Here is an 18,005-nt window from a genome sequence, read left to right on the forward strand (position 1 = left end):
CTGATCGCATCGCAAACCTCCGGTTTGCACCAGAGATTCAGATTCATCGCGTTTTGGGAAGGCCAAAGAGTCGAGATCAGCGAGGCGGCGTATAAGGGCTTTTTTTGAGCAGCAAGGCAGTGTCAGCAAGAAAGACACTCCCTATATCACACAGCACGAACGCGACGTAATTCGCTGGTGCGCGGAAGGCAAAACCAACTGGGAGATAGGGCAAATTCTCGGGCGCTCAGAGAAAACCGTTCAGCATGAGCTCCACAACGCCCAACGGAAGATGAATTGCGTCAATCGTGCGCAGCTCATAGCAGAAGCCATCCGCATAGGTATCATTCGCTGACAATAGGCCGAACGGCCTATTTACCAGAAGGCGCGCTCCACTATTCCTGCCCCTGCAAATCTGTGGGGGGTTTACATGCTTCGATACTTCAAGGGTTCATCGCTTCAGTCTTCCGGCTTCGCTGAAAGGGTCTGGCAGTTTCGTCATCGTCATTTTGTGGAGCGCTTTGGCTGGGAGGCGCTTCGAAAATCGGACAGCCAGGAAATCGATAGTTTCGACACCGATGACGCCGTTCATCTCGTTCTGGAAGATGCAGGCGTCGTTCTAGGCTATTCTCGCCTTCTAACCACAAGTGCACCGCATCTTCTTTCCGATGTCTACCCGGAAATCGTGAATGGGGCAGCGTACCCATGCCAACCGGATGTCTATGAATGGACGCGATGCGTTGCCGAGCCAGGTGCCCGGATTTGCGGTGTCGAAGCTTCCCATATGCTCCTGACCGGCGTTGCCGAATTCTGCCTCAGTGCCGGCATTGAAGCTCTCATAGTTGAGACACATCCGAAACTGGTCAACCTGCTTGTGTCCAATCTCTGGGATGTAACGCCCCTTGCAGCGCCAATGGTATATGACGGCGCTCTTGTTGTGCCGATTCATGCTGTTCCCTCTCCCGCCGCACTGGCGTCTCATCACCGTGGCGCTGGTATCAACGGCAGCGTTTTGGAACTGACCGCTGACGCCTCAAATCCAGTGACTGGGCAAACCCTGACCACGTTTGTTGGCCACGCGCATACTGGCCTGGTTGAGGAGGTGTCCTATGCATAATCCGCCGACCGAGCATGCCGTCGCGCAATACATTACTGAACAGACGGATGAGTTGATCGCCTTAGTCAATTTTTGCCAGCCGAGCGATCGGCTACAGTTCCTCACCTACCTGTTGGATATGGTCCGATTAGAGGCGAAAGAGATTTATAATGACGCGCCAAAACAAAAGCCGATGCTTGTCTACTCCAGAACCGAGGCCCCCGCTAACGATTGATGTTAGGGTGAGCGCTAGGAAGGGATACGGCAGCCTTCCGGCTTTTTTCCAGTCAGTCTAGGACCTGAGAAAACCTGAAGCGGTATGCCACCATAGTGCGGAATGACCTCTATCCCCAATGGGGAATGCATCGGAAACCGTACAAAAATTGATGATATTGCATTCACTCATTATCATGCGTTATGAATGCGCCGTGACCACGGATTAACTGGCGCAAGAGGATAGGCCGGCCTTTAGGGGTGCGGTCCGGCTACGCCTCCTTGAGAAATCCTGTTATGTCCTATCCAGACGATGTGGCTTGGGGGGCTAGGGCAGATGAATGATAAACTATGGAGCGCCGTGAAGGCGTCAAAGGTCGCCGCGGCGAAGGCTGCTGATTTAGCGATCAAGGCTAACCGGGCGTTACCTAAGGCTAGAGCCAACGAAATTAGAATCACCACCGCCGGAGGTATAATTGGCGCCGTGGGAGGCGCTACGCTGATCGGCGGCATGGGGCTAGCTGCTCTAGGGACAGCGGTTCCGGTAGCCGGAGCACTGGCTGTCGGCGCCGTTGGAGTTGCTGCAGGCAACAAAATCGGCTCTGAAATCGATCGATGGAAGCTCTCGCGACAGAATAGCTCAGATGAGAAAGGGGCCGTGGAATAGCTCCTTGTAACTGTCTCTGCTTCAGTCGATAGGCATTCTGCACCAAGTACGCGCGCGCACGCGAGGCTTTGAATTTAATCAAACCATATCAAAAACTTGGCATCAGCCTGATGCAAAGCAATTGTTGCCTGTTTCGGCCACTTATCAAGAGCGTCAGTAATCCATGCATGTATCGCAGAGTGGGTTTTCTGGGTCGGTGACCATGTAGGACTTAACCGATGTGCCGCAGCTCAAACATACGGTATCGCACCCGCTAAGCTCTGCCTGACGCCACGCCTCGCGCTGTTTCTCGTCGCGTTCCAGAATTCCATCGTTACGCCGTTCCATCTCCGCGGCAATCTCTTCTTCCGTGAATCCACTCATCCGGCGCCCCCTAAGGTCACTCATGCCAAGCTCAAGAATGCATGGCGCGAAAGCATGGCGCAAGTGCTCGCCTGAAAGGCAGTTTGCATCACCGTGGCGCGAAGTGATTACTCCCTTCACCTAGTCCCTAGTCCCAGTATCCCTGCTTTGGCGGTGGGTCACCTTCTGGGTCGAATAGCTCGTCTTCGTGTGGAAACAGGTTCTCCGACCTGAGATTTGCCGCGAGCGTCTCAGGTTCGTTTTGCGCCTCGAGATGTGCCAGTCGAGCTTTGGACCATTCGATCATACGCTGATATTCTGCCAACGTGTCCCCACCAGCTTTCGAAGCGCTTTCAATAACGGACTTGAGTTGCGCCGCCTCCTGTTGGTAATCCGACAGAGCGGCAAGAAACTTGATACGCTTCGCTTCGCGTTCCTCTCGCTTCTTGTGCAACTCGCGTCTATGCGCCAGATGTCTCCGGCGTTGCTCTTCCTTTTCACGCTTTTCGCGCCGTGCCTTGTCAAAGGCCAAATGATAAAGAATTCCGTCCGCAATGCCGTCGACCATTGTCTCAAACGATTGGTGCTTTCCATCAGACCATTTTCTCCTGGCCCCATCTGCCCAGTTATTGATCTCGAAGGTGAGTTTTCCAGAATAGTGGTAATCGAATTCCGGCCAGAATTTTTCCGGGAACAGCCATTGGCCCCTTTTACTGGCCATCGCCCGTTTCCGTTCGTAATCTTGCTCTTTCTTTAGTTCAGCAGGTGAGGGCTCATGTTTCACCCGCTGCCTGCCTTCGCTAATTTCGAACGAGATATCGTCGGGCGAAATACTGGCTTTTAAGCCGCGCTCCCCTTGGGCTAAGGAAATTCCGCGATGCTCCAGCGCGATGGCAAGATGGTGGAGGAATGCGATGACTCGAGACCGTGAATCCCGGTGAACGCGTATCCCTGTTATAGCGACTTCGCCGTCTCGATCAGGCTGAGCTGCTTTGAGTTCGAGCGCAAGGCCGGAGACTGAAGTGTGAGGTCGTCTAACTGGTTCGAACGTAGTCACCGGCGCTGCGCCAGACTCTTTCTGGGATTGCACGGTAGGGTTTGATGCAGCAACCGGCTTGACCTTGGTCTTCTCCACGGCCTTTTGAGCGGCTTCAATAGCGAAGGCGACATAGGGGTTTATTTGCTGCTTGGCTCCCCCGACATGGACAGTTTGGAGCGATGGATTATCGAGTTTCCAAAGAGGGGATTTAGTCGCTGGTTGTCCTGCCTCAATCTTTGCCCAATATCCACGTCCAGGCACAGCAATATGGTAGCGAGCGCACGTTTTTGCTAAGCCGCGATCAGAAATTTCCAGTTGCTCTGCGAGTTTTGAAATAGGCGTGGACCACACCAAGTCATAGAGTTCCTGTCGTGTGAAGGTACGTTTCATCAGAAATTACCGGGTTCGATTCTCGACGTAGAGCTCAGCCTACTCAGGCTCGTGTAAACAGCAACCACGTCTACTCTCTGTCAGGGGATAGGCGAGGGGCTATAAGCCAATGGCGACACCGTGACCTCAGAAGAAATTCGGCGGGGGCCGTGTGAAAGAAATCAAAAGATATCGGGCGGAAGCGGGATGGGGATTTTCCAATGCCAAGGCGTAAGCGTTCACGGGTTTGTGAACAAACCCCTACCGACGCGCGAAAGGTGGTCAGAAAGGTGGATTGAAACGATAAAGCTAATGCTACCGCGTTGAAATATCTGTGCTTTTCATTTTAAAATGGTGCCGCTTACGCGCCTTACCAAGCCGGCAACACCGTCATGAGGATGACCGACTGCGAAAGAGTGCGTGCCGGCATATCAATACGCCGGGCAGTCCGCTCATATCCTGTTTTTCTCCTGCAGCCTGTTGATCGCAGCAAGTTCCAGGGCGTTGCGGACACCCATCTTCGTCAGCACCTTGCCACGATGCGCCTCGACGGTTCTCATGGCGATCCCGAGATTGTCTGCGATCTGCTTGTTCATCGCGCCTGTGAGCATGAGGTCCATAACCTCCACTTCCCGCGCCGAGAGGGACGCACGCCGCGCCTGAAGGTCACGGCGGCTTTCCGCCTGTGCCTGCACGACCTGCCCGGCGGCAATGGCGTTGAGTGCGAGATCAACGATTTGATTGTCGTTGAATGGTTTTTCCACGAAGTCGAAAGCGCCGGCTTTCAATGTCCGCACTGCAACGGGGACGTCAGCGTGCCCGGTAAGGAAGATGACCGGTACCTCGGATCCCATGATGCGCAACCGCTCATAGACCTCCGGGCCAGAAAGCGCACCCATACGCACATCCATGATGATACAGGTCATGTCGTCAAGTGGCTGTGCCGCCAGAAACTCCTCTCCAGAGGCCCATGTACGGGTTTGCACACCGCGCGAAGCCAGCAGGAACGAGAGTGCGTCGCGAATTACTTCCTCGTCGTCGACGATATCGATCAAACTACCCATCAATCCCCTCCCTCATGTTTCCTCCAGCTCTGCCGGTTGCGCATATCCCGCTTCAGATAGCGGAAGGGCGACGGTGAATACCGTTCCTCCGCCGCATGCCGCATGATGCGTCAGATGCCCCCGATGCAGTTCGATGATCGTCCGACAGATCTTCAACCCCATGCCCATGCCCTGTGCCTTGGTACTGGCAAAGGCATCGTAGATCGTGTCCACCATCTCCGCCGGTATTCCAGCACCGCCATCCTCCACTTCGATCACGGCCTGCCCGTCACGCTCGAATAAACGTACGGTGACGGCGGCATCCTTGCCGGACTCGGCCATTGCCTCCATGCCGTTGCGAATGAGATTGATGAGGACCTGTTCCAGCAGTATGGCGTCGGCAGCGACAACGCCGGCCCCCGGCCCCTGCCGCACAAGCCGGACGCCGTGTTCACGCGCATCGGCTTGAAGGAAATCCAGTGTCTCGTCGATGACATCCGAAAGCTGCAGGTTCGAAAAACGCGGTTCACGCTTTTTCACGAGATCCTGAATACGGCGAATGATAAGCCCTGCCCGATCGGCTTGACGGGCCAGCTTCTCGGTCGCTTCCCGCAAGACCGCAAGGTCGGTTCCCTGCCGGTTCATCAGGTTCAGCATGCCTGCGGCGTAAGATGCGATTGCCGAAAGCGGCTGGTTTAGCTCGTGCGACAGTGTCGACGCCATTTCGCCGAGGGTCACCAAACGTCCGGTTCTCGCCAGCGCCTCATCATGAAGCCGGGCACGCCGCGCGGCTTGCCTCGCCTCCGTGACATCGATGATCGACCCCATCCATCCTCGATGCTCGCCGCGCGCATCAATCAGCGGCGCTTCATACACCTCGACCTCGATTTCGCGACCGTCACGCGAGACAAAACGGGTTTCAAACCGCTGGCTGACTGCCCCGCCTGCGGCAAGGCGGCGATGCCGCTGCTCCGTCTCCGACAAATATTTGGGGTCCCAATATGGTAAGGGAGCGGCATGTCCAACAAGCTCCTGCGCGGTCCACCCGATGAGTTTGCAGAATGCCGGATTGACAAAGAGAATTCGGCCCTCGTGATCTTTGGCCCGCAAACCGACAGTCAGGCTCTCTTCCATCGAACGCCTGAAGGCGGTTTCTGCCCAAAGACGCATCTCGGTATCGCGCCTGCGCTTGCTTGACCGATGGAGAATTGCCATTGCCAACACGGCAAAGACAGCAAGGCCGGCAATGGCACCAAAAAGCGCCGTCGAGAGAAACGTCAGAGGGCGGCCGTAGGCGCTGATGCGAAGCCATGTTCCATGCAGCGGCGGATCGATGCTGATAACATGGGTGGGGTTTTCCGGATCAATCTCCAGTCGCTGGCGGTTGGCCAGCACATTCCCGGACAGATCAACCAGCGTGACGCCGTATTGCTCTGCAATCCACCACGGCAGGTGCCGGTCAAGGACAGAGGGCAAGGAGATCGTCGCGGTGAGAGCTCCACGTCTGTCGGCCAGCAACAGCCCGAAAGTCACAAGCCCTTTCGAGGTGATCTTCCCGTAAACCGGCCTCGAGGTTGCGGTAGCCACTTCCAAAATCTGCGCTACCAGAGCCGGATCGCCGGGCGCAGCAACATCCGGCAAGCCAGTTTCAGCGCGGCCGTCCGGCCCATACCAGAGAATGGAGACTACCTCCGGATTTGTCGAAATGTGGCTGCGTGCCCTGGCCGCAATCACCGAGTCCTCTGTTCCTCCCGCGTGGTCCATGGCAAGCCGGACAAGCATGTCTTCATCGACACCGAGCTGGAACCGTAACGTCTGCTCCACCCACAGGGCATCGGTCGCCAGCTTGATGCGCGCACTTTCACTGTCATCGCGCGCAACAGCCCAGACGAATGCCCAGACCAGCGCCGCCAGCGCAATGATTGCAATCAATGGAATGAGCGACAACAGATCGATCCGGGCCGCCAGAGGTCCGGGACTATCACCCGGCCAAGGATACCACGCCGAGTTTGAAGGAGCCTTGGCCTCTTTTCGCAGGGAACCGCCCGGTATCAAAAATTTCGCATTTTTCATTGCCGGCTTCGTCCCCCCAAACGTCGGCAAGCCTCCCATGCCTGTCCTCGCAATATATCTTCATGCCCATCACGTCACTATTGCGGGAATCCACAATAGCGGGATCGCAAACATGGTGGCAAGGAAGCTTCCGATAGCGTCGCAACTGGAGGGTTGCGGAATTTTAGGAGGAAAACAATGTTCACTCGTCGTTCATTCGCGGTATTCGCCGGTGCCGCCACCATTGCCTTGGCCGCGGCTTTCCCGGTCCTTGCCAATCCGGTTACCATCAAATTCAGCCATGTCGTCGCCCCCGACACTCCAAAAGGCAAGGGTGCCCTGAAGTTCAAGGAGCTTGCCGAGAAATACACCAATGGTGCGGTACTGGTCGAAGTCTACCCCAACAGCCAGCTCTATAAGGACAAGGAAGAGCTCGAAGCGCTCCAGCTTGGTGCCGTTCAGATGCTGGCTCCCTCCCTTGCGAAATTCGGCCCGTTGGGTGTGCAGCAGTTCGAGCTTTTCGATCTGCCTTATCTGATGTCCAACTACGAAGACCTTCGCAAGATAACCGACGGCGAAGTCGGGCAACATCTCCTCGGCCTGCTCGACAGCAAAGGGATCAAGGGCCTGGCCTATTGGGACAATGGCTTCAAGGTGATGTCGGCAAATTCACCAATCGCAAGCCCGGATGACCTCCTGGGATTGAAGATGCGTATCCAGTCCTCGAAAATCATCGAGGCACAGATGCTGGCTCTGGACGCCGTGCCGCAGGTCCTGCCTTTCTCCGAAGTTTACCAGGCACTGCAAACGGGCGTTGTCGACGGTACGGAAAATCCGCCGTCAAACATGTTCACCCAAAAGATGCATGAGGTGCAGAAGCACGCGACGCTGACCAACCACGGCTATCTTGGCTATGCGGTTATCGTCAACAAGGCATTCTGGGATGGCCTGAACCCGGGTATTCGCGAACAGATCGACCGCGCCATGGATGAGTCGACCACCTACGCGAATTCAATCGCGCGCGAAGAAAATGAATGGGCGATGGCCGAGATGGTCAAGGCCGGATCGACGAAGTTTCATGAACTGAGCGACGACGAACGGGCTTCGTGGATCGAGCGTTTGCGCCCGCTCCACGAGCAGATGGCGTCTCGCATCGGCGAAGACCTGGTCAAACAGGCACATGGCGTTCTGGGTATCCAGTAACACCGTCGAAACCTCTTTCCATTTTCTTCAAGGGGGTGCGTCCCGCACCCCCTCTCTTGTTCGTGAGGTTTGATTATGCTGCGCATGCTCGACCGTTTCGAAGAAATCCTGATCGCGGCGCTGATGGCTGCTGCCGTGACATTGATCTTCGTCGCCGTTCTTCATCGATTTTCGATTGGTTATGCCGCCGATCTCGTTCGTTTTGCCCGTGCCAACAACATGCCGGAACTCCAGGCCTGGGCGCGTTCGATCTTCTCCACCATCAATGCCATCAAACTGACCTGGGCGCAGGAAGCCTGCATTTACCTCTTCGTATGGATGGCGAAATTTGGCGCGGCCTATGGCGTGCGTATCGGCATCCATGTCGGAGTCGACATGCTTGTAAACATGCTGGAGGAAAAACGGCGCCGGATATTGACGATAATCGCGATGTCGGGTGGCGTGATCTTTACCGCAATCCTTGTGTGGATTGGCTCCACTTTCGTTTACCACGTCGGCGTCGGGGGGCAAATCTCCGCCGATCTCGAAATCCCGATGTGGATTGTCTATCTCGCAGTTCCATTGGGTTCGGCCCTGATGTGTTTCCGCTTCATTCAGGCGCTTTGGCTGTACCTCACCACAGGCATCATCATTCACCACGAGATTGGCCATGTGGATGGCGTTGATGACGAGTCCGCCGCTCAGAACGGAGGACAGAAATAATGACCGCCCTCATCATTTTTGCCATCCTCACAATTCTGCTGGCGACAGGCATGCCTGTCTCGATCGCGCTCGGCTTGACCGTATTCAGCTTCCTGTTCGCGTTCACCAAAATCCCGATGGATTCCATCGCGTTGAAACTTTTCACCGGCATCGAGAAATTCGAGATCATGGCGATCCCGTTTTTCATTCTGGCGGGCAACTTCCTGACACATGGTGGCGTCGCCAAACGCATGATCGCCTTCGCCACATCGATGGTCGGACATTGGCACGGCGGAATGGGACTTGCAGCGGTAGTGGCCTGCGCGCTCTTTGCCGCAATCTCGGGATCGAGCCCCGCAACCGTAATGGCGGTCGGATCCATCATGATTCCCGCCATGGTCAAGATGGGGTATCCGCCACAGTTTGCCGTCGGGCCGGTGGCGGCGGCGGGCGGACTGGGCATTCTCATTCCACCTTCCATCGTCATGGTCATGTATGCCGTTGCGACGTCAGGAATGCTCGCGACCGGACCGGATGGAGAAACCATTTTCTCGCCTTCGATCGGGCAAATCTTCATCGCGGGTGTTGTGCCCGGCCTGATCCTTGCCGCGATGTATGCGATCACGACGGTGTGGCGCGCATGGAAAAACGGCTATCCCCGCCTTCCGCGGGCAGGCTGGCGGGATCGGCTGGTTGCCTTCCGGAAGTCCGTCTGGGGCCTCCTTCTGATCGTCATCATCATGGGCGGCATTTATGGCGGTCTGTTCACCCCCACAGAGGCGGCCGCAGTCTCGGCGGTATATGCCTTCGTGATTGCCGTCTTTGTCTACAGGGACATACGGATGAGAGATGTCCCGCGCATTCTGCTCGGGTCGGCCGCCATGTCAGCCATGCTGCTCTACATCATCACAAACGCTGTCATGTTCGCCTTCATTCTGACTTCGGAGCAAATTCCCCAGCTTATGTCGGATTGGATCGTATCCCTCGGCTTCGGCAAGATCGGCTTCCTGCTGGTCGTCAACATCATGCTCCTCGTCATCGGCATGGTCATGGAACCATCGGCCATCATTCTCATCATGGCACCGATCCTTTATCCGATTGCCGTCAAGTTGGGGGTAGATCCCGTCCATTTCGGCATCATATTGATCGTAAACATGGAAATCGGCCTCGCGACGCCTCCTGTAGGGCTTAATCTCTACGTCGGTTCCGCGATCTCACGACTGGGCCTGACAGAGGTGTCCAAATCCGTCATTCCCTGGCTGCTGACAGCCCTCGTGTTCCTGATGCTGATTACGTATATCCCGGAAATCACGCTCTTCCTGCCAAGATTACTGGGAATGTAGCAAGGTCACACAATCTCCGCATCAGCCGCGGCAGACGCCCAGTCTGCCGCGGCATCGGTTCACGACAACTGAGGGCCGCTTCAGGTATGAAAGCTCATCCGCCCTGTTCATAGGCGGCCGATCGCGGTTCACCATGCCGTCGTCGTGCAGATCGAAGGATCAAGCTATCGGCTGCGGCAGCATGCCGAGCTGATGCCGGAGCATGTCCGATCCAAAGCCTTGATCGCACCCCCGGCATTCGCGCCACCTCAAAAGCCACGCGGACGTCCACCGAAAAATCCCCAAATCTCCCTGGCGTCCACGTCGGCATAAGTGGGGAATTTTACTTCGGCACTTATGGGGAAAATTCACGCGGCATTGACACGAAACAATATTCAGAGACTCCAATCCGTTTCTTGCAACAATCGGCCTGAGGGTCGAACCTCGACCATCTGGCTCAGGAAACGCATATACGGTGGAGGCCGATGTCGGGCAGATGCCGATTAGCTTCTACCGTGCAATAGAGGAGACGGTATTGGAGACTCTCAAGGCTGGTGTTTTCGGTTGGCAGGTCATCGATGTGATTAGGCATGGAATAAGGACCCCGCACATGGGGTGATCGGCGTCCAAACGGGGGTCTGACGCAATCTCGATGATGTTTGGGATTCTACTGGCCTGGTTTCCGAAGGAGAATCTCAAACATCATCGAGATTGCGTCAGACCCCAAAAGGGACCCCTGCCTCTGGTTGCATAGGGTCAGCGCGCGTAGGCCCGGAGCTTTCAATTTAGCGCAGTGGCCTGCGGGCGCGGGTTGTTTGTCTTTTCGGCTTTAGCTTTGAGAGCGGTAATTTTGGCATCACCGAATACGGCCGGCCACTCGCCGAAGGCCAGGTTCGTCGTGACGATGATCGAGGTCCGCTCGTAAAGCCTGCTGATCAAATGGAAGAGAAGCTGGCCGCTGGCCTGCGCGAACGGGAGATAGCCAAGCTCGTCTATTATGACGAAGTCGAGCCCCGTGATGAAGTCGGCGAGCCGGCCCTGTTTTCCATTGCGTGCTTCCGTCTCAAGCCGATTGACGAGATCGACGACGTTGTAGAAGCGCCCACGCAATGCATTCGGGGCACCCAGGGCCGTAGCCATGCCGAGACGTCGTGCTCCGGTTGCAACTTCCAGGGTGATCGGGAACTCACAGATGGCAGCACCGAGGTCTTTCAGGAAGTTCACCTTTTTCAATCGAGTCGTCGTCGTGGGAAGCGTGAGCAATCCCATGATCTCTCGCGAGTTTGGCAAGGCCGTGGATGACATCGATCGTGTCGGTGGCACACAGTGGCCAACGCTAGCGAACGGCCGGATACAGGCGCGGAAGCCACCGCTCGATGATATCGACCGGGAAACCGAGACGCACCTTGCCCTTTGAACTCGGAGACGTGAGCACGCCGCAGTCCAACAAACTGGACAACACGGTTCGGGCCTGGCGCTCTTGATATCCGGTCAAAGCCTGTGCCTGCGAGCGTGCGAACTCTCCCGTCAGTATGGCCTCGCGCAACAGAGGCCAACTGCCCTTGGGAAGGCGCTGCATCTGCACCTCCTCATTGCACCACACCTCGACGCGGTTCAAGAGCTCCTCAGGTTTGAGAAGTTCTTCCATGAACGTGACTTGATCGAGACAGCACGAGAGGAAGAAGGCCGTGAACTCGGCAAGGCCCGCCTCAGTGAGGTTGCCACGTCCATCCAGATCGCCGCGTCTTGGCTGATCAGCTTGGGAGAGCAGACGCTTATAGTCGGAGACATTTCTGGCAAGACCGCGAGATACAGACCAGAGCTCCGAGCCAATCCCAAGGTCGCGCAGCAACGCGTGGGAGAACAGGCGAGAGACACGTCCGTTGCCATCGAAAAATGGATGGATCCATGCAAGACGATGATGAGATGCCCCAACCCCAACGATCTTCTGGAGTTTAGACAACATCTTGAACGAGTAGGCTTCAACGAACCTTGCGAGCAGCGGTTCAATCATCTCCGGTTCGGGAGCGATGTGTTCGCCGACTTTGACGTGCCGCGTTCTCAGCTGCCCCGGGACCATAATGATTTCTTCGCCGGTATCGGGATTGCGAACAAGAAGCAGGTCATCTGGCAGCCGGCGGCAGAACTCGCCGTGCAACCAGCAGATGCCGTCGAGCGACAGCACAGGGAAGGGCATTTCGCCCCTGTCGATAAGCTGCTGCACTTCGATATGGGCCCGGGCCTCGAGCTGAAGGTTGCGCTTCTCCGGTTCTCGAGCGAAATCGCCCGCCATGGCCCGATCGATATCGATTGGTAGCGTGTTGTGTCCCTCGATGAGATTTGAGTAATAGCAGTTCATCGAGCGCACGAGATCACCGACGGAAGCACGCATGATGGGATGAAGTCGCGCTGCGAACCGACTGGCAACTGACGTCAGTTCGATCGCCAGATCTTCAAGTTCCCGGCTGCTGTCCGGAAGCAGGGGCTCTATGCTTGCGAGCGTAACCATTTTTGCCGCTTTCTATGCCGCTATAATTCTGTTTTAGAACATAGCGATAGGGCAGTATTTTGGCAATGCATTTGCCGGTCTTCTTGCCGATCGAGTTCTAGCCCTTTATCTGTATGTTCTGCCGGGGAGCAAACCTAACTATCAGCGATCCGGGATAACGAACACTTCTCTTGCGGATGACGACGACCGATACAGTAACACAACGAACCTTAGATCAGTTTCAGCTTTGTGGCCAATGCAGTCGTCTGGGGAAGGGTGACGGTCTTAAGTTTCTGTCGAATGTTCTTCATATGAAAATTGACGGTATGATGTGTCATGTTCTCAAGGAGGGCGATCTCTTGGGTCGTTTTCCCTTCAGCGGCCCACTTGAGCACCATTGACTGCCGCGCCGTCAGCTCGATGGCCGGTGCTCTGATCGATGCCGCCTCGGTTGCCTCCACGCACATGTGGAGTAACCCCACAGCGTTTGCACTCAAAACAGGATGCAGTTGGTATTTTTGGGGCAAAGCCACATCACCGGAGAAAAGTGAGAGGGTGAAGAAATCGCTGAATGGCGCCATTACGGGCATGCATATGCCGGCCCTGATGCCCGCCTCGTCGGCACTCGAATAGAATGTCTGGGGGGGGCCGTGTGCGACTTTCCCCTTATGCTCAAGGTTAAAGACAAACGGTGCCATTATTTCACGGGCCTGGGTCAGGACTGGATCGATCCTGTCGAAATACTTCTCCCGATATATGTCCAACCACTCCTTTGGGGCACTGGACAAGATGGAGTTTCCCAACCCGGGGTGACGGACGGTCACCACATGATAAAAGTCAAACCCCAGTTCCCGGGTCAGGTGATCAAGCAGTTCGGCCGTGGCTCGGCTAGTTTTCATCATGGACGTCGTATCGATTAATCTGCGTAGCCAGTTTTTCATCCCACGTCTTATCCCTCCACCCTTGAGCAACACGTCTGCCTGCCGACTGCATTGCAGGTTCTGAAGTGCTCCTTTTTTCTGAGCGTTTTGATGCGGTGCGAGCATCGGGGCGCTTGCACTACGGCCGCTTGCAAAGGCTCGGGCAAAAAGAGCGTATACAGGGGTTGCGCGACTTGGAGCACTGCTCGCATTTTTTGAAGAGTTTCGTCTGAAACGACGAACACTCCGCAACACACCGGGAGACGACCGTAACCGTCAGCGCGGCCAATCTCCTCCACTATCAATCCCGCTCGCCGGTATACTCTTTCCATTGGCGGCTCGTAGTTCGACACAAGTGTTTTGATGCCATGCGCGAAGGAGCATTCGAACAAGGCCAGCAAAAGGAACCCAAACGCTCGTGATGGGCTGAGCGCCGGTTGAGACTCTCTGAGGACGTCAACATCAAGGCACATTCGCGTGCCTTCCCATGTGCTGGGAGACACCAAATCCATTCCCGGCAACGTTCGACTGAAAACATCACGCAGCAATGTCGGCCCTGTCGTCGGCATGAGCCGCACTGTGCCATAGAGATGTCGTGCGTCCTTGTCACACCAGACCAGGTAAACGGCTCCTAGAGCGTCGTAAGTGTCCCGTTCAAGGCCGCGATGGACATCGACCTGCCAGCCAAGACAATCGTGAAAAACCTTTTTCCGCAATCGGAACGATTGCTCCAGCAGGCCTTCGTACCGGTGATATTGATAGGGTTGGATAAGAAGGAACACGAGCAAATCTCCGATCATGTGTCGGACAGAATGCACGTAAATCCCGGGTTGCCCATTGCTACGGATGGGCACAAACAATTGAGGTATTGCGCCGAAAGTTAAAGGTCTATGGCTGTTGTGCCGCGGGGTTCAAGGCCAGGTTCGAGTTGCTGAATCACATGTTGATCAGCCTGAACTTCATCGCCTGGACGGCGGCCGATGAAATAGTTGCGCATCCGAGCTTCAACCGGCCAGACTTGAGGTAGCTCCTTGCCGTATGCTCGGAAATACCGAGAATGAGTGCAATATCCTTATGGTCTTTTCCGCGTGCCACCCACGACAGGCACTCCCGCTCACGTGCGCTGAGGCCCGGAACAGGGTCTTCTCCTCCATGAATCTCCGTGATCGCCTTCATATGAATCTGATATGCGATTTCGATCCAGTCCGACCGATTACCTGCAACGAGTTTGTCCCAGCTTTTCGGGTCGTGTGCCGCATTGACGGAGAAAATTGCGCGCCGGCCGGCCCGGTCAGTAATGGGGATCGAATAACCGGATTTTCCGACGCCGTGTTGCCAAGCGTCATCAAAGAACGCTCCAATTTCGGGTGTCATTTCGAATTCACGCCAGTCGAATGGAAGCTGCCGCAAAAAGCCCTGTTGCACAACAGGATCCACCTGGACATATCGCTTCAGGAAATACTGTGCGATCCATTCCGGACTGTAGGTTGACTGAACAAAGGGTGCATCAAGGTCGCTGATCACGGTTGCGGTCAAATGGTAGGTGACGAAATCTACGTCGTAAATTTCCTGAACAGAAAAAAGGGCCTCATAGACTGTGGGGGCATCTGTGATTGCCTCGATGGCTTCAGCGAGATTCGCAGATACTGTTTTCATGTGGGAATCCTTTCCGATGTGAGGGGGAGGTGTCACGGCGCAGAACGAGAAGCATCTCGCTCCCCACAGGCGCTCAGCAGACAACGTGCCGGCGTTTTTCGACCACCCCGCGTCTCATGTTCTTGCCGCTCATCTTTCGGTCGAAGCCGTGGCAGGCTGTTAGCGCGTCTCGACTTATTGTTCGGCTGTCCGCGCAACTTTGGCGGAATGACCGGTTCGAAACAGGCACCGTACCAACATTTTTCCGGCTTTGGTCAGCGCCTGCCGCTCGGTCGCCATATGTGGTGCGTTGAGAGTCGTTGCGATAGACCGTCGTGGTCCGGCACCAGCATCGTTCCGATGCGGCGATGGAACCTCTAACCACGTAGCAGCTATGGCGTGGCAATTGAGATACCCATTGCGCGTTGGTGGTGAAATCCGGTTGGGCAGCACAAATCGCCGTTCCGTACAGGCGTCTATCGTAGTTTGGGTGATGCGATGATTATTCAATGATAACGCCACGCTTGCGATATCGGCGCCAAGCGTGGCGTATGAAGCCATTCCGACGTCCTTCCTGGCATCTTTCCTCTTCAATCTGTTCAAATGTCCATCCTTGCTATGATCGCCTTGTGCGCAACAGGCACAGGCAACCTGTGTTGGTAGCCATCGTCTCCCCGTTGGCAAAGCCAAATTTAAAACATGTCACATTACGTCATATTTGGCGACTACTACTTCTAGTAGTCGATTTTGCAGCCAAATTGACGGAAATTGATATATCGATGGTAGAGAAAATGGCTCAACGCAGGGAACAACCGCCTTGCGTTCAGGGGCTGCTGCCGACGCAAAGGGCATTTCATGAAAAAATTGATCCTGATCGGTTCGGTTGATGCTGACTTCTTTCTCCTCCTTTCACACATTCTGGAAGTTGAGGGTTATCAGGTCCGGATGGCCAGAGGCGTCGAGGAGATGTCCCATCTTGCCGACGATCACCAGGTCAGGGCTGTACTGCTTGACTGCCGGCCTGATCCCTTTCCGGCGGTTGAGGTGTGTGCCAGGATCAAGGGGAATCATCGCACGGCGAGCGTTCCCGTCCTCGCAATCATTGGTGCGGGCGGCGAGGGGCAATATGTCGACATGCAGCGGGCCGGCGCAGAAGAGTGTTTCGTTCGGCCCTTTGCGCCGATCAAGCTGCTTGAATACCTGCGCAAGACTGCGCCCAGCCGGACCCTGCCTCGAGCGCGATCAGGTCAGCTATCCTACGGCGGCATCGAGATTGATTTCGAGCATCATCGCGTTTCAAGAAATGATCTGAACATTCACCTGGGACCACTGGAATTTTCTGTCTTGTCCTGCTTGATGGAGCGACCGACCGAGATTTGCCGGCGCGCAGAACTGATGACTGCAGTGTGGCCCGGCCTGCATCATGTCGAAGAGCGCACTCTGAACGTCCATATAGGCCGATTGCGAAAGAGACTGAACCGGAACGGCCAACCCGATCTTATCCGCACCGTCCGGGGAGTCGGCTACATTCTGGAATCCCCTTCGCCTGAAGCTCCTGCCGCTTTTGGAGACGATCGCAATGTCTAATCGGCTCGACAGGATCATACGCGGCGCTTGCGTGATAACGGGAGATGGCGCCACATTTCATGAAAACGCCTCCATCGGTATCGGAGAGGGCAGAATTGCGTTCGTCCAGCCAGGAAACATATCCGTCAATCCTGACGAGGTCGATGTCATCGACGCTCACGGCCACACGGTTATCCCGGGCGTTATCAACGCGCATGCCCATGCCTGCGTCAGCGGCCCATCCATGCCGAGCGGGTCGTCCCCTGTCGACGGGCAAGTGATTGTCTGGAACAGGAACAGGCACCTCCTCGAGGGGACGACCACGTTATTGAATGTATGCGGTTTGGCGTTGTCTGATGAGGCGTTTGCGGGCGATGCACATCTACTTGATGTCCATATCTCCACCGCTCACACCCCTTCCAATATAGAGGCGGCCCTGGCGATCGATGGCGCCGGTCTATCCGAACGGCATCAACATGCATCCATCGACGAAGCTTTGTCGCAAGGAGCAAAAGCGCTTGGCGAGGTTGGCGGGGGGCAGACACTTGGCGGAGGTGCGCAGGAATACCGTTTCATTCCCGAAGCAATGAAACGGGTGACGGGACGGGAAGTGTCGCCTCTGGTTTCACGTCAGTTGCGAAATGCCGTGGTCGGCAGATACCTTAAAGTCGAGGATGGGGTTTCCGATGACGAATTGCAGTCGATACTCGACGAATGCGGTCTGTCCGATGTCAGCAGCGCGCGATCCGTGCGTCAGGTCATTCTCGCTTCCGTGATGCCACCGGTCGATCTTGCGCTTAGAGGCTTTGAAGAAATGGCGCGAGAAGCCGCGCGTGTAGGCTTCCCGGCAATTTTTCACAATTCTGCGCCGTCGGTTGAACGCCTGATCGAAGTCGCCGAGAAATACCCAAACGCGAACATTGTCGCGGGTCATTCGAACCATCCGATGTTCCTCCCGGATGAATCCGTATCGTTCGCGCACGAGCTGCGAAGACGTGGGGTGACCATCGATGTGTCAACGCTCGACAGCATTCAGACTCGTTGGCGGAATAACCCGGCGAATTTCGACGCCCTCATCGAGGCCGGATGCGTCGATACGATCTCGACTGACTATGCCGGCGGACATTGGGACAGCATCCTCGTGGCAATCCAGCGCATTGTTCACAAAAAGCAGATGTCTCCGGCTGCAGCTGTCGCTTTGGCGACCGGCAACGTCGCACGCGCCTTTCCTCAATTGGCAAGCGATCGTGGTTTGATCGAGAAGGGGAGGCGCGCGGATCTCGTGATTGTCGATCGCGTCAATCTGGGTCGCGTTCGCCACATTATCATCAATGGCAAGGTGGTGGTCTGGAATGGAACGATCAATGGCAATGGTTAGGGCGCATCTACG

At 55.8% G+C, this 18,005-nt stretch carries 18 protein-coding genes and 3 pseudogenes; 12 read left to right on the top strand and 9 right to left on the bottom strand.

Annotated features, from left to right (window positions below):
• Positions 1-145: 145 nt before the first annotated feature.
• From ACI2KA_RS25105 to ACI2KA_RS25120, 4 genes are all read left to right on the top strand, one after another.
• The gene (locus ACI2KA_RS25105) at positions 146-334 is read left to right on the top strand and encodes a helix-turn-helix domain-containing protein (RefSeq protein ID WP_404505191.1); all 189 of its coding nucleotides are present in this window, start codon (positions 146-148) and stop codon (positions 332-334) included.
• Between the two features lie 75 nt (positions 335-409).
• Entirely contained in the window at positions 410-1,096 is a 687-nt protein-coding gene (locus ACI2KA_RS25110; protein WP_404505166.1) for an acyl-homoserine-lactone synthase, read from the top strand.
• Entirely contained in the window at positions 1,089-1,310 is a 222-nt protein-coding gene (locus ACI2KA_RS25115) for a hypothetical protein (protein ID WP_404505167.1), read from the top strand. Before ACI2KA_RS25110 ends, ACI2KA_RS25115 begins: the two co-directional genes overlap by 8 nt.
• Before the next feature lie 315 nt (positions 1,311-1,625).
• Positions 1,626-1,955, top strand: a complete 330-nt coding sequence (locus ACI2KA_RS25120; RefSeq protein WP_404505168.1) for a hypothetical protein — start codon at positions 1,626-1,628, stop codon at positions 1,953-1,955.
• A gap of 153 nt (positions 1,956-2,108) precedes the next feature.
• Here ACI2KA_RS25120 and ACI2KA_RS25125 read toward each other — a convergent pair whose 3' ends face one another.
• From ACI2KA_RS25125 to ACI2KA_RS25140, 4 genes are all read right to left on the bottom strand, one after another.
• Complete coding sequence (locus ACI2KA_RS25125; protein ID WP_404505169.1) at positions 2,109-2,318, bottom strand: hypothetical protein; 210 nt, start codon at positions 2,316-2,318, stop codon at positions 2,109-2,111.
• 127 nt (positions 2,319-2,445) lie between these two features.
• On the bottom strand, positions 2,446-3,726 hold the full coding sequence (locus tag ACI2KA_RS25130) for a hypothetical protein (protein ID WP_404505170.1): 1,281 nt from the start codon (positions 3,724-3,726) through the stop codon (positions 2,446-2,448).
• Between the two features lie 431 nt (positions 3,727-4,157).
• Complete coding sequence (locus tag ACI2KA_RS25135; RefSeq protein ID WP_404505171.1) at positions 4,158-4,769, bottom strand: response regulator transcription factor; 612 nt, start codon at positions 4,767-4,769, stop codon at positions 4,158-4,160.
• 12 nt (positions 4,770-4,781) lie between these two features.
• Positions 4,782-6,821, bottom strand: coding sequence for a nitrogen regulation protein NR(II) (locus tag ACI2KA_RS25140; protein WP_404505172.1), 2,040 nt, complete (start codon positions 6,819-6,821; stop codon positions 4,782-4,784).
• A gap of 177 nt (positions 6,822-6,998) precedes the next feature.
• Between ACI2KA_RS25140 and ACI2KA_RS25145 the strand changes: the two genes are divergently transcribed.
• From ACI2KA_RS25145 to ACI2KA_RS25165, 5 genes and pseudogenes are all read left to right on the top strand, one after another.
• A complete protein-coding gene (locus tag ACI2KA_RS25145) occupies positions 6,999-8,003 on the top strand; it encodes a TRAP transporter substrate-binding protein (protein WP_404505173.1) in 1,005 nt (334 codons plus the stop codon).
• A 75-nt stretch (positions 8,004-8,078) separates the two neighbouring features.
• Positions 8,079-8,705: a TRAP transporter small permease gene (locus ACI2KA_RS25150; RefSeq protein ID WP_065117241.1), complete on the top strand. Its 627-nt coding sequence runs from the start codon at positions 8,079-8,081 to the stop codon at positions 8,703-8,705.
• Positions 8,705-10,027, top strand: a complete 1,323-nt coding sequence (locus ACI2KA_RS25155; RefSeq protein ID WP_295977175.1) for a TRAP transporter large permease — start codon at positions 8,705-8,707, stop codon at positions 10,025-10,027. Before ACI2KA_RS25150 ends, ACI2KA_RS25155 begins: the two co-directional genes overlap by 1 nt.
• 126 nt (positions 10,028-10,153) lie before the next feature.
• Positions 10,154-10,339 (top strand): annotated as a pseudogene (locus ACI2KA_RS25160) (AAA family ATPase); the annotation flags it as partial.
• A gap of 67 nt (positions 10,340-10,406) precedes the next feature.
• Positions 10,407-10,586 (top strand): annotated as a pseudogene (locus ACI2KA_RS25165) (hypothetical protein); the annotation flags it as partial.
• A 263-nt stretch (positions 10,587-10,849) separates the two neighbouring features.
• Here ACI2KA_RS25165 and ACI2KA_RS25170 read toward each other — a convergent pair.
• The 5 genes and pseudogenes from ACI2KA_RS25170 to ACI2KA_RS25190 form a co-directional block, all read right to left on the bottom strand.
• Positions 10,850-11,116: pseudogene (locus ACI2KA_RS25170) on the bottom strand (ATP-binding protein); the annotation flags it as partial.
• A gap of 226 nt (positions 11,117-11,342) precedes the next feature.
• Positions 11,343-12,515, bottom strand: a complete 1,173-nt coding sequence (locus ACI2KA_RS25175; protein ID WP_400818019.1) for a Fic family protein — start codon at positions 12,513-12,515, stop codon at positions 11,343-11,345.
• Between the two features lie 209 nt (positions 12,516-12,724).
• Positions 12,725-13,540: an autoinducer binding domain-containing protein gene (locus ACI2KA_RS25180; RefSeq protein WP_404505174.1), complete on the bottom strand. Its 816-nt coding sequence runs from the start codon at positions 13,538-13,540 to the stop codon at positions 12,725-12,727.
• The gene (locus ACI2KA_RS25185) at positions 13,444-14,196 is read right to left on the bottom strand and encodes an acyl-homoserine-lactone synthase (RefSeq protein WP_404505175.1); all 753 of its coding nucleotides are present in this window, start codon (positions 14,194-14,196) and stop codon (positions 13,444-13,446) included. Before ACI2KA_RS25185 ends, ACI2KA_RS25180 begins: the two co-directional genes overlap by 97 nt.
• Before the next feature lie 154 nt (positions 14,197-14,350).
• Complete coding sequence (locus ACI2KA_RS25190; RefSeq protein ID WP_404505176.1) at positions 14,351-15,070, bottom strand: autoinducer binding domain-containing protein; 720 nt, start codon at positions 15,068-15,070, stop codon at positions 14,351-14,353.
• 635 nt (positions 15,071-15,705) lie between these two features.
• On the opposite strand from ACI2KA_RS25190, the gene ACI2KA_RS25195 reads away from it, so the two are divergent.
• The 3 genes from ACI2KA_RS25195 to ACI2KA_RS25205 are packed head-to-tail and all read left to right on the top strand — an operon-like array spanning position 15,706 to position 17,993.
• Positions 15,706-15,936, top strand: a complete 231-nt coding sequence (locus ACI2KA_RS25195; RefSeq protein WP_404505177.1) for a hypothetical protein — start codon at positions 15,706-15,708, stop codon at positions 15,934-15,936.
• Complete coding sequence (locus tag ACI2KA_RS25200; RefSeq protein WP_404505178.1) at positions 15,905-16,636, top strand: response regulator transcription factor; 732 nt, start codon at positions 15,905-15,907, stop codon at positions 16,634-16,636. Before ACI2KA_RS25195 ends, ACI2KA_RS25200 begins: the two co-directional genes overlap by 32 nt.
• Positions 16,629-17,993: an amidohydrolase family protein gene (locus ACI2KA_RS25205; protein ID WP_404505179.1), complete on the top strand. Its 1,365-nt coding sequence runs from the start codon at positions 16,629-16,631 to the stop codon at positions 17,991-17,993. The genes ACI2KA_RS25200 and ACI2KA_RS25205 overlap by 8 nt, the downstream gene beginning before the upstream one ends.
• Positions 17,994-18,005 lie beyond the last annotated feature (12 nt).

The organism is Agrobacterium sp. NPDC089420 (genome assembly GCF_044900305.1).
Classification (GTDB): Bacteria; Pseudomonadota; Alphaproteobacteria; order Rhizobiales; family Rhizobiaceae; genus Agrobacterium.

What these genes read in the sequence shown, in the direction of transcription:
- ACI2KA_RS25110 (WP_404505166.1), top strand. Translation starts at nt 410, where the DNA reads ATGCTTCGATACTTCAAGGGTTCATCGCTTCAGTCTTCCGGCTTCGCT.
- ACI2KA_RS25115 (WP_404505167.1), top strand. Translation starts at nt 1,089, where the DNA reads ATGCATAATCCGCCGACCGAGCATGCCGTCGCGCAATACATTACTGAA.
- ACI2KA_RS25120 (WP_404505168.1), top strand. Translation starts at nt 1,626, where the DNA reads ATGAATGATAAACTATGGAGCGCCGTGAAGGCGTCAAAGGTCGCCGCG.
- ACI2KA_RS25125 (WP_404505169.1), bottom strand. Translation starts at nt 2,318, where the DNA reads ATGAGTGGATTCACGGAAGAAGAGATTGCCGCGGAGATGGAACGGCGT.
- ACI2KA_RS25130 (WP_404505170.1), bottom strand. Translation starts at nt 3,726, where the DNA reads ATGAAACGTACCTTCACACGACAGGAACTCTATGACTTGGTGTGGTCC.
- ACI2KA_RS25135 (WP_404505171.1), bottom strand. Translation starts at nt 4,769, where the DNA reads ATGGGTAGTTTGATCGATATCGTCGACGACGAGGAAGTAATTCGCGAC.
- ACI2KA_RS25140 (WP_404505172.1), bottom strand. Translation starts at nt 6,821, where the DNA reads ATGAAAAATGCGAAATTTTTGATACCGGGCGGTTCCCTGCGAAAAGAG.
- ACI2KA_RS25145 (WP_404505173.1), top strand. Translation starts at nt 6,999, where the DNA reads ATGTTCACTCGTCGTTCATTCGCGGTATTCGCCGGTGCCGCCACCATT.
- ACI2KA_RS25150 (WP_065117241.1), top strand. Translation starts at nt 8,079, where the DNA reads ATGCTGCGCATGCTCGACCGTTTCGAAGAAATCCTGATCGCGGCGCTG.
- ACI2KA_RS25155 (WP_295977175.1), top strand. Translation starts at nt 8,705, where the DNA reads ATGACCGCCCTCATCATTTTTGCCATCCTCACAATTCTGCTGGCGACA.
- ACI2KA_RS25175 (WP_400818019.1), bottom strand. Translation starts at nt 12,515, where the DNA reads ATGGTTACGCTCGCAAGCATAGAGCCCCTGCTTCCGGACAGCAGCCGG.
- ACI2KA_RS25180 (WP_404505174.1), bottom strand. Translation starts at nt 13,540, where the DNA reads ATGCTCGCACCGCATCAAAACGCTCAGAAAAAAGGAGCACTTCAGAAC.
- ACI2KA_RS25190 (WP_404505176.1), bottom strand. Translation starts at nt 15,070, where the DNA reads ATGAAAACAGTATCTGCGAATCTCGCTGAAGCCATCGAGGCAATCACA.
- ACI2KA_RS25200 (WP_404505178.1), top strand. Translation starts at nt 15,905, where the DNA reads ATGAAAAAATTGATCCTGATCGGTTCGGTTGATGCTGACTTCTTTCTC.
- ACI2KA_RS25205 (WP_404505179.1), top strand. Translation starts at nt 16,629, where the DNA reads ATGTCTAATCGGCTCGACAGGATCATACGCGGCGCTTGCGTGATAACG.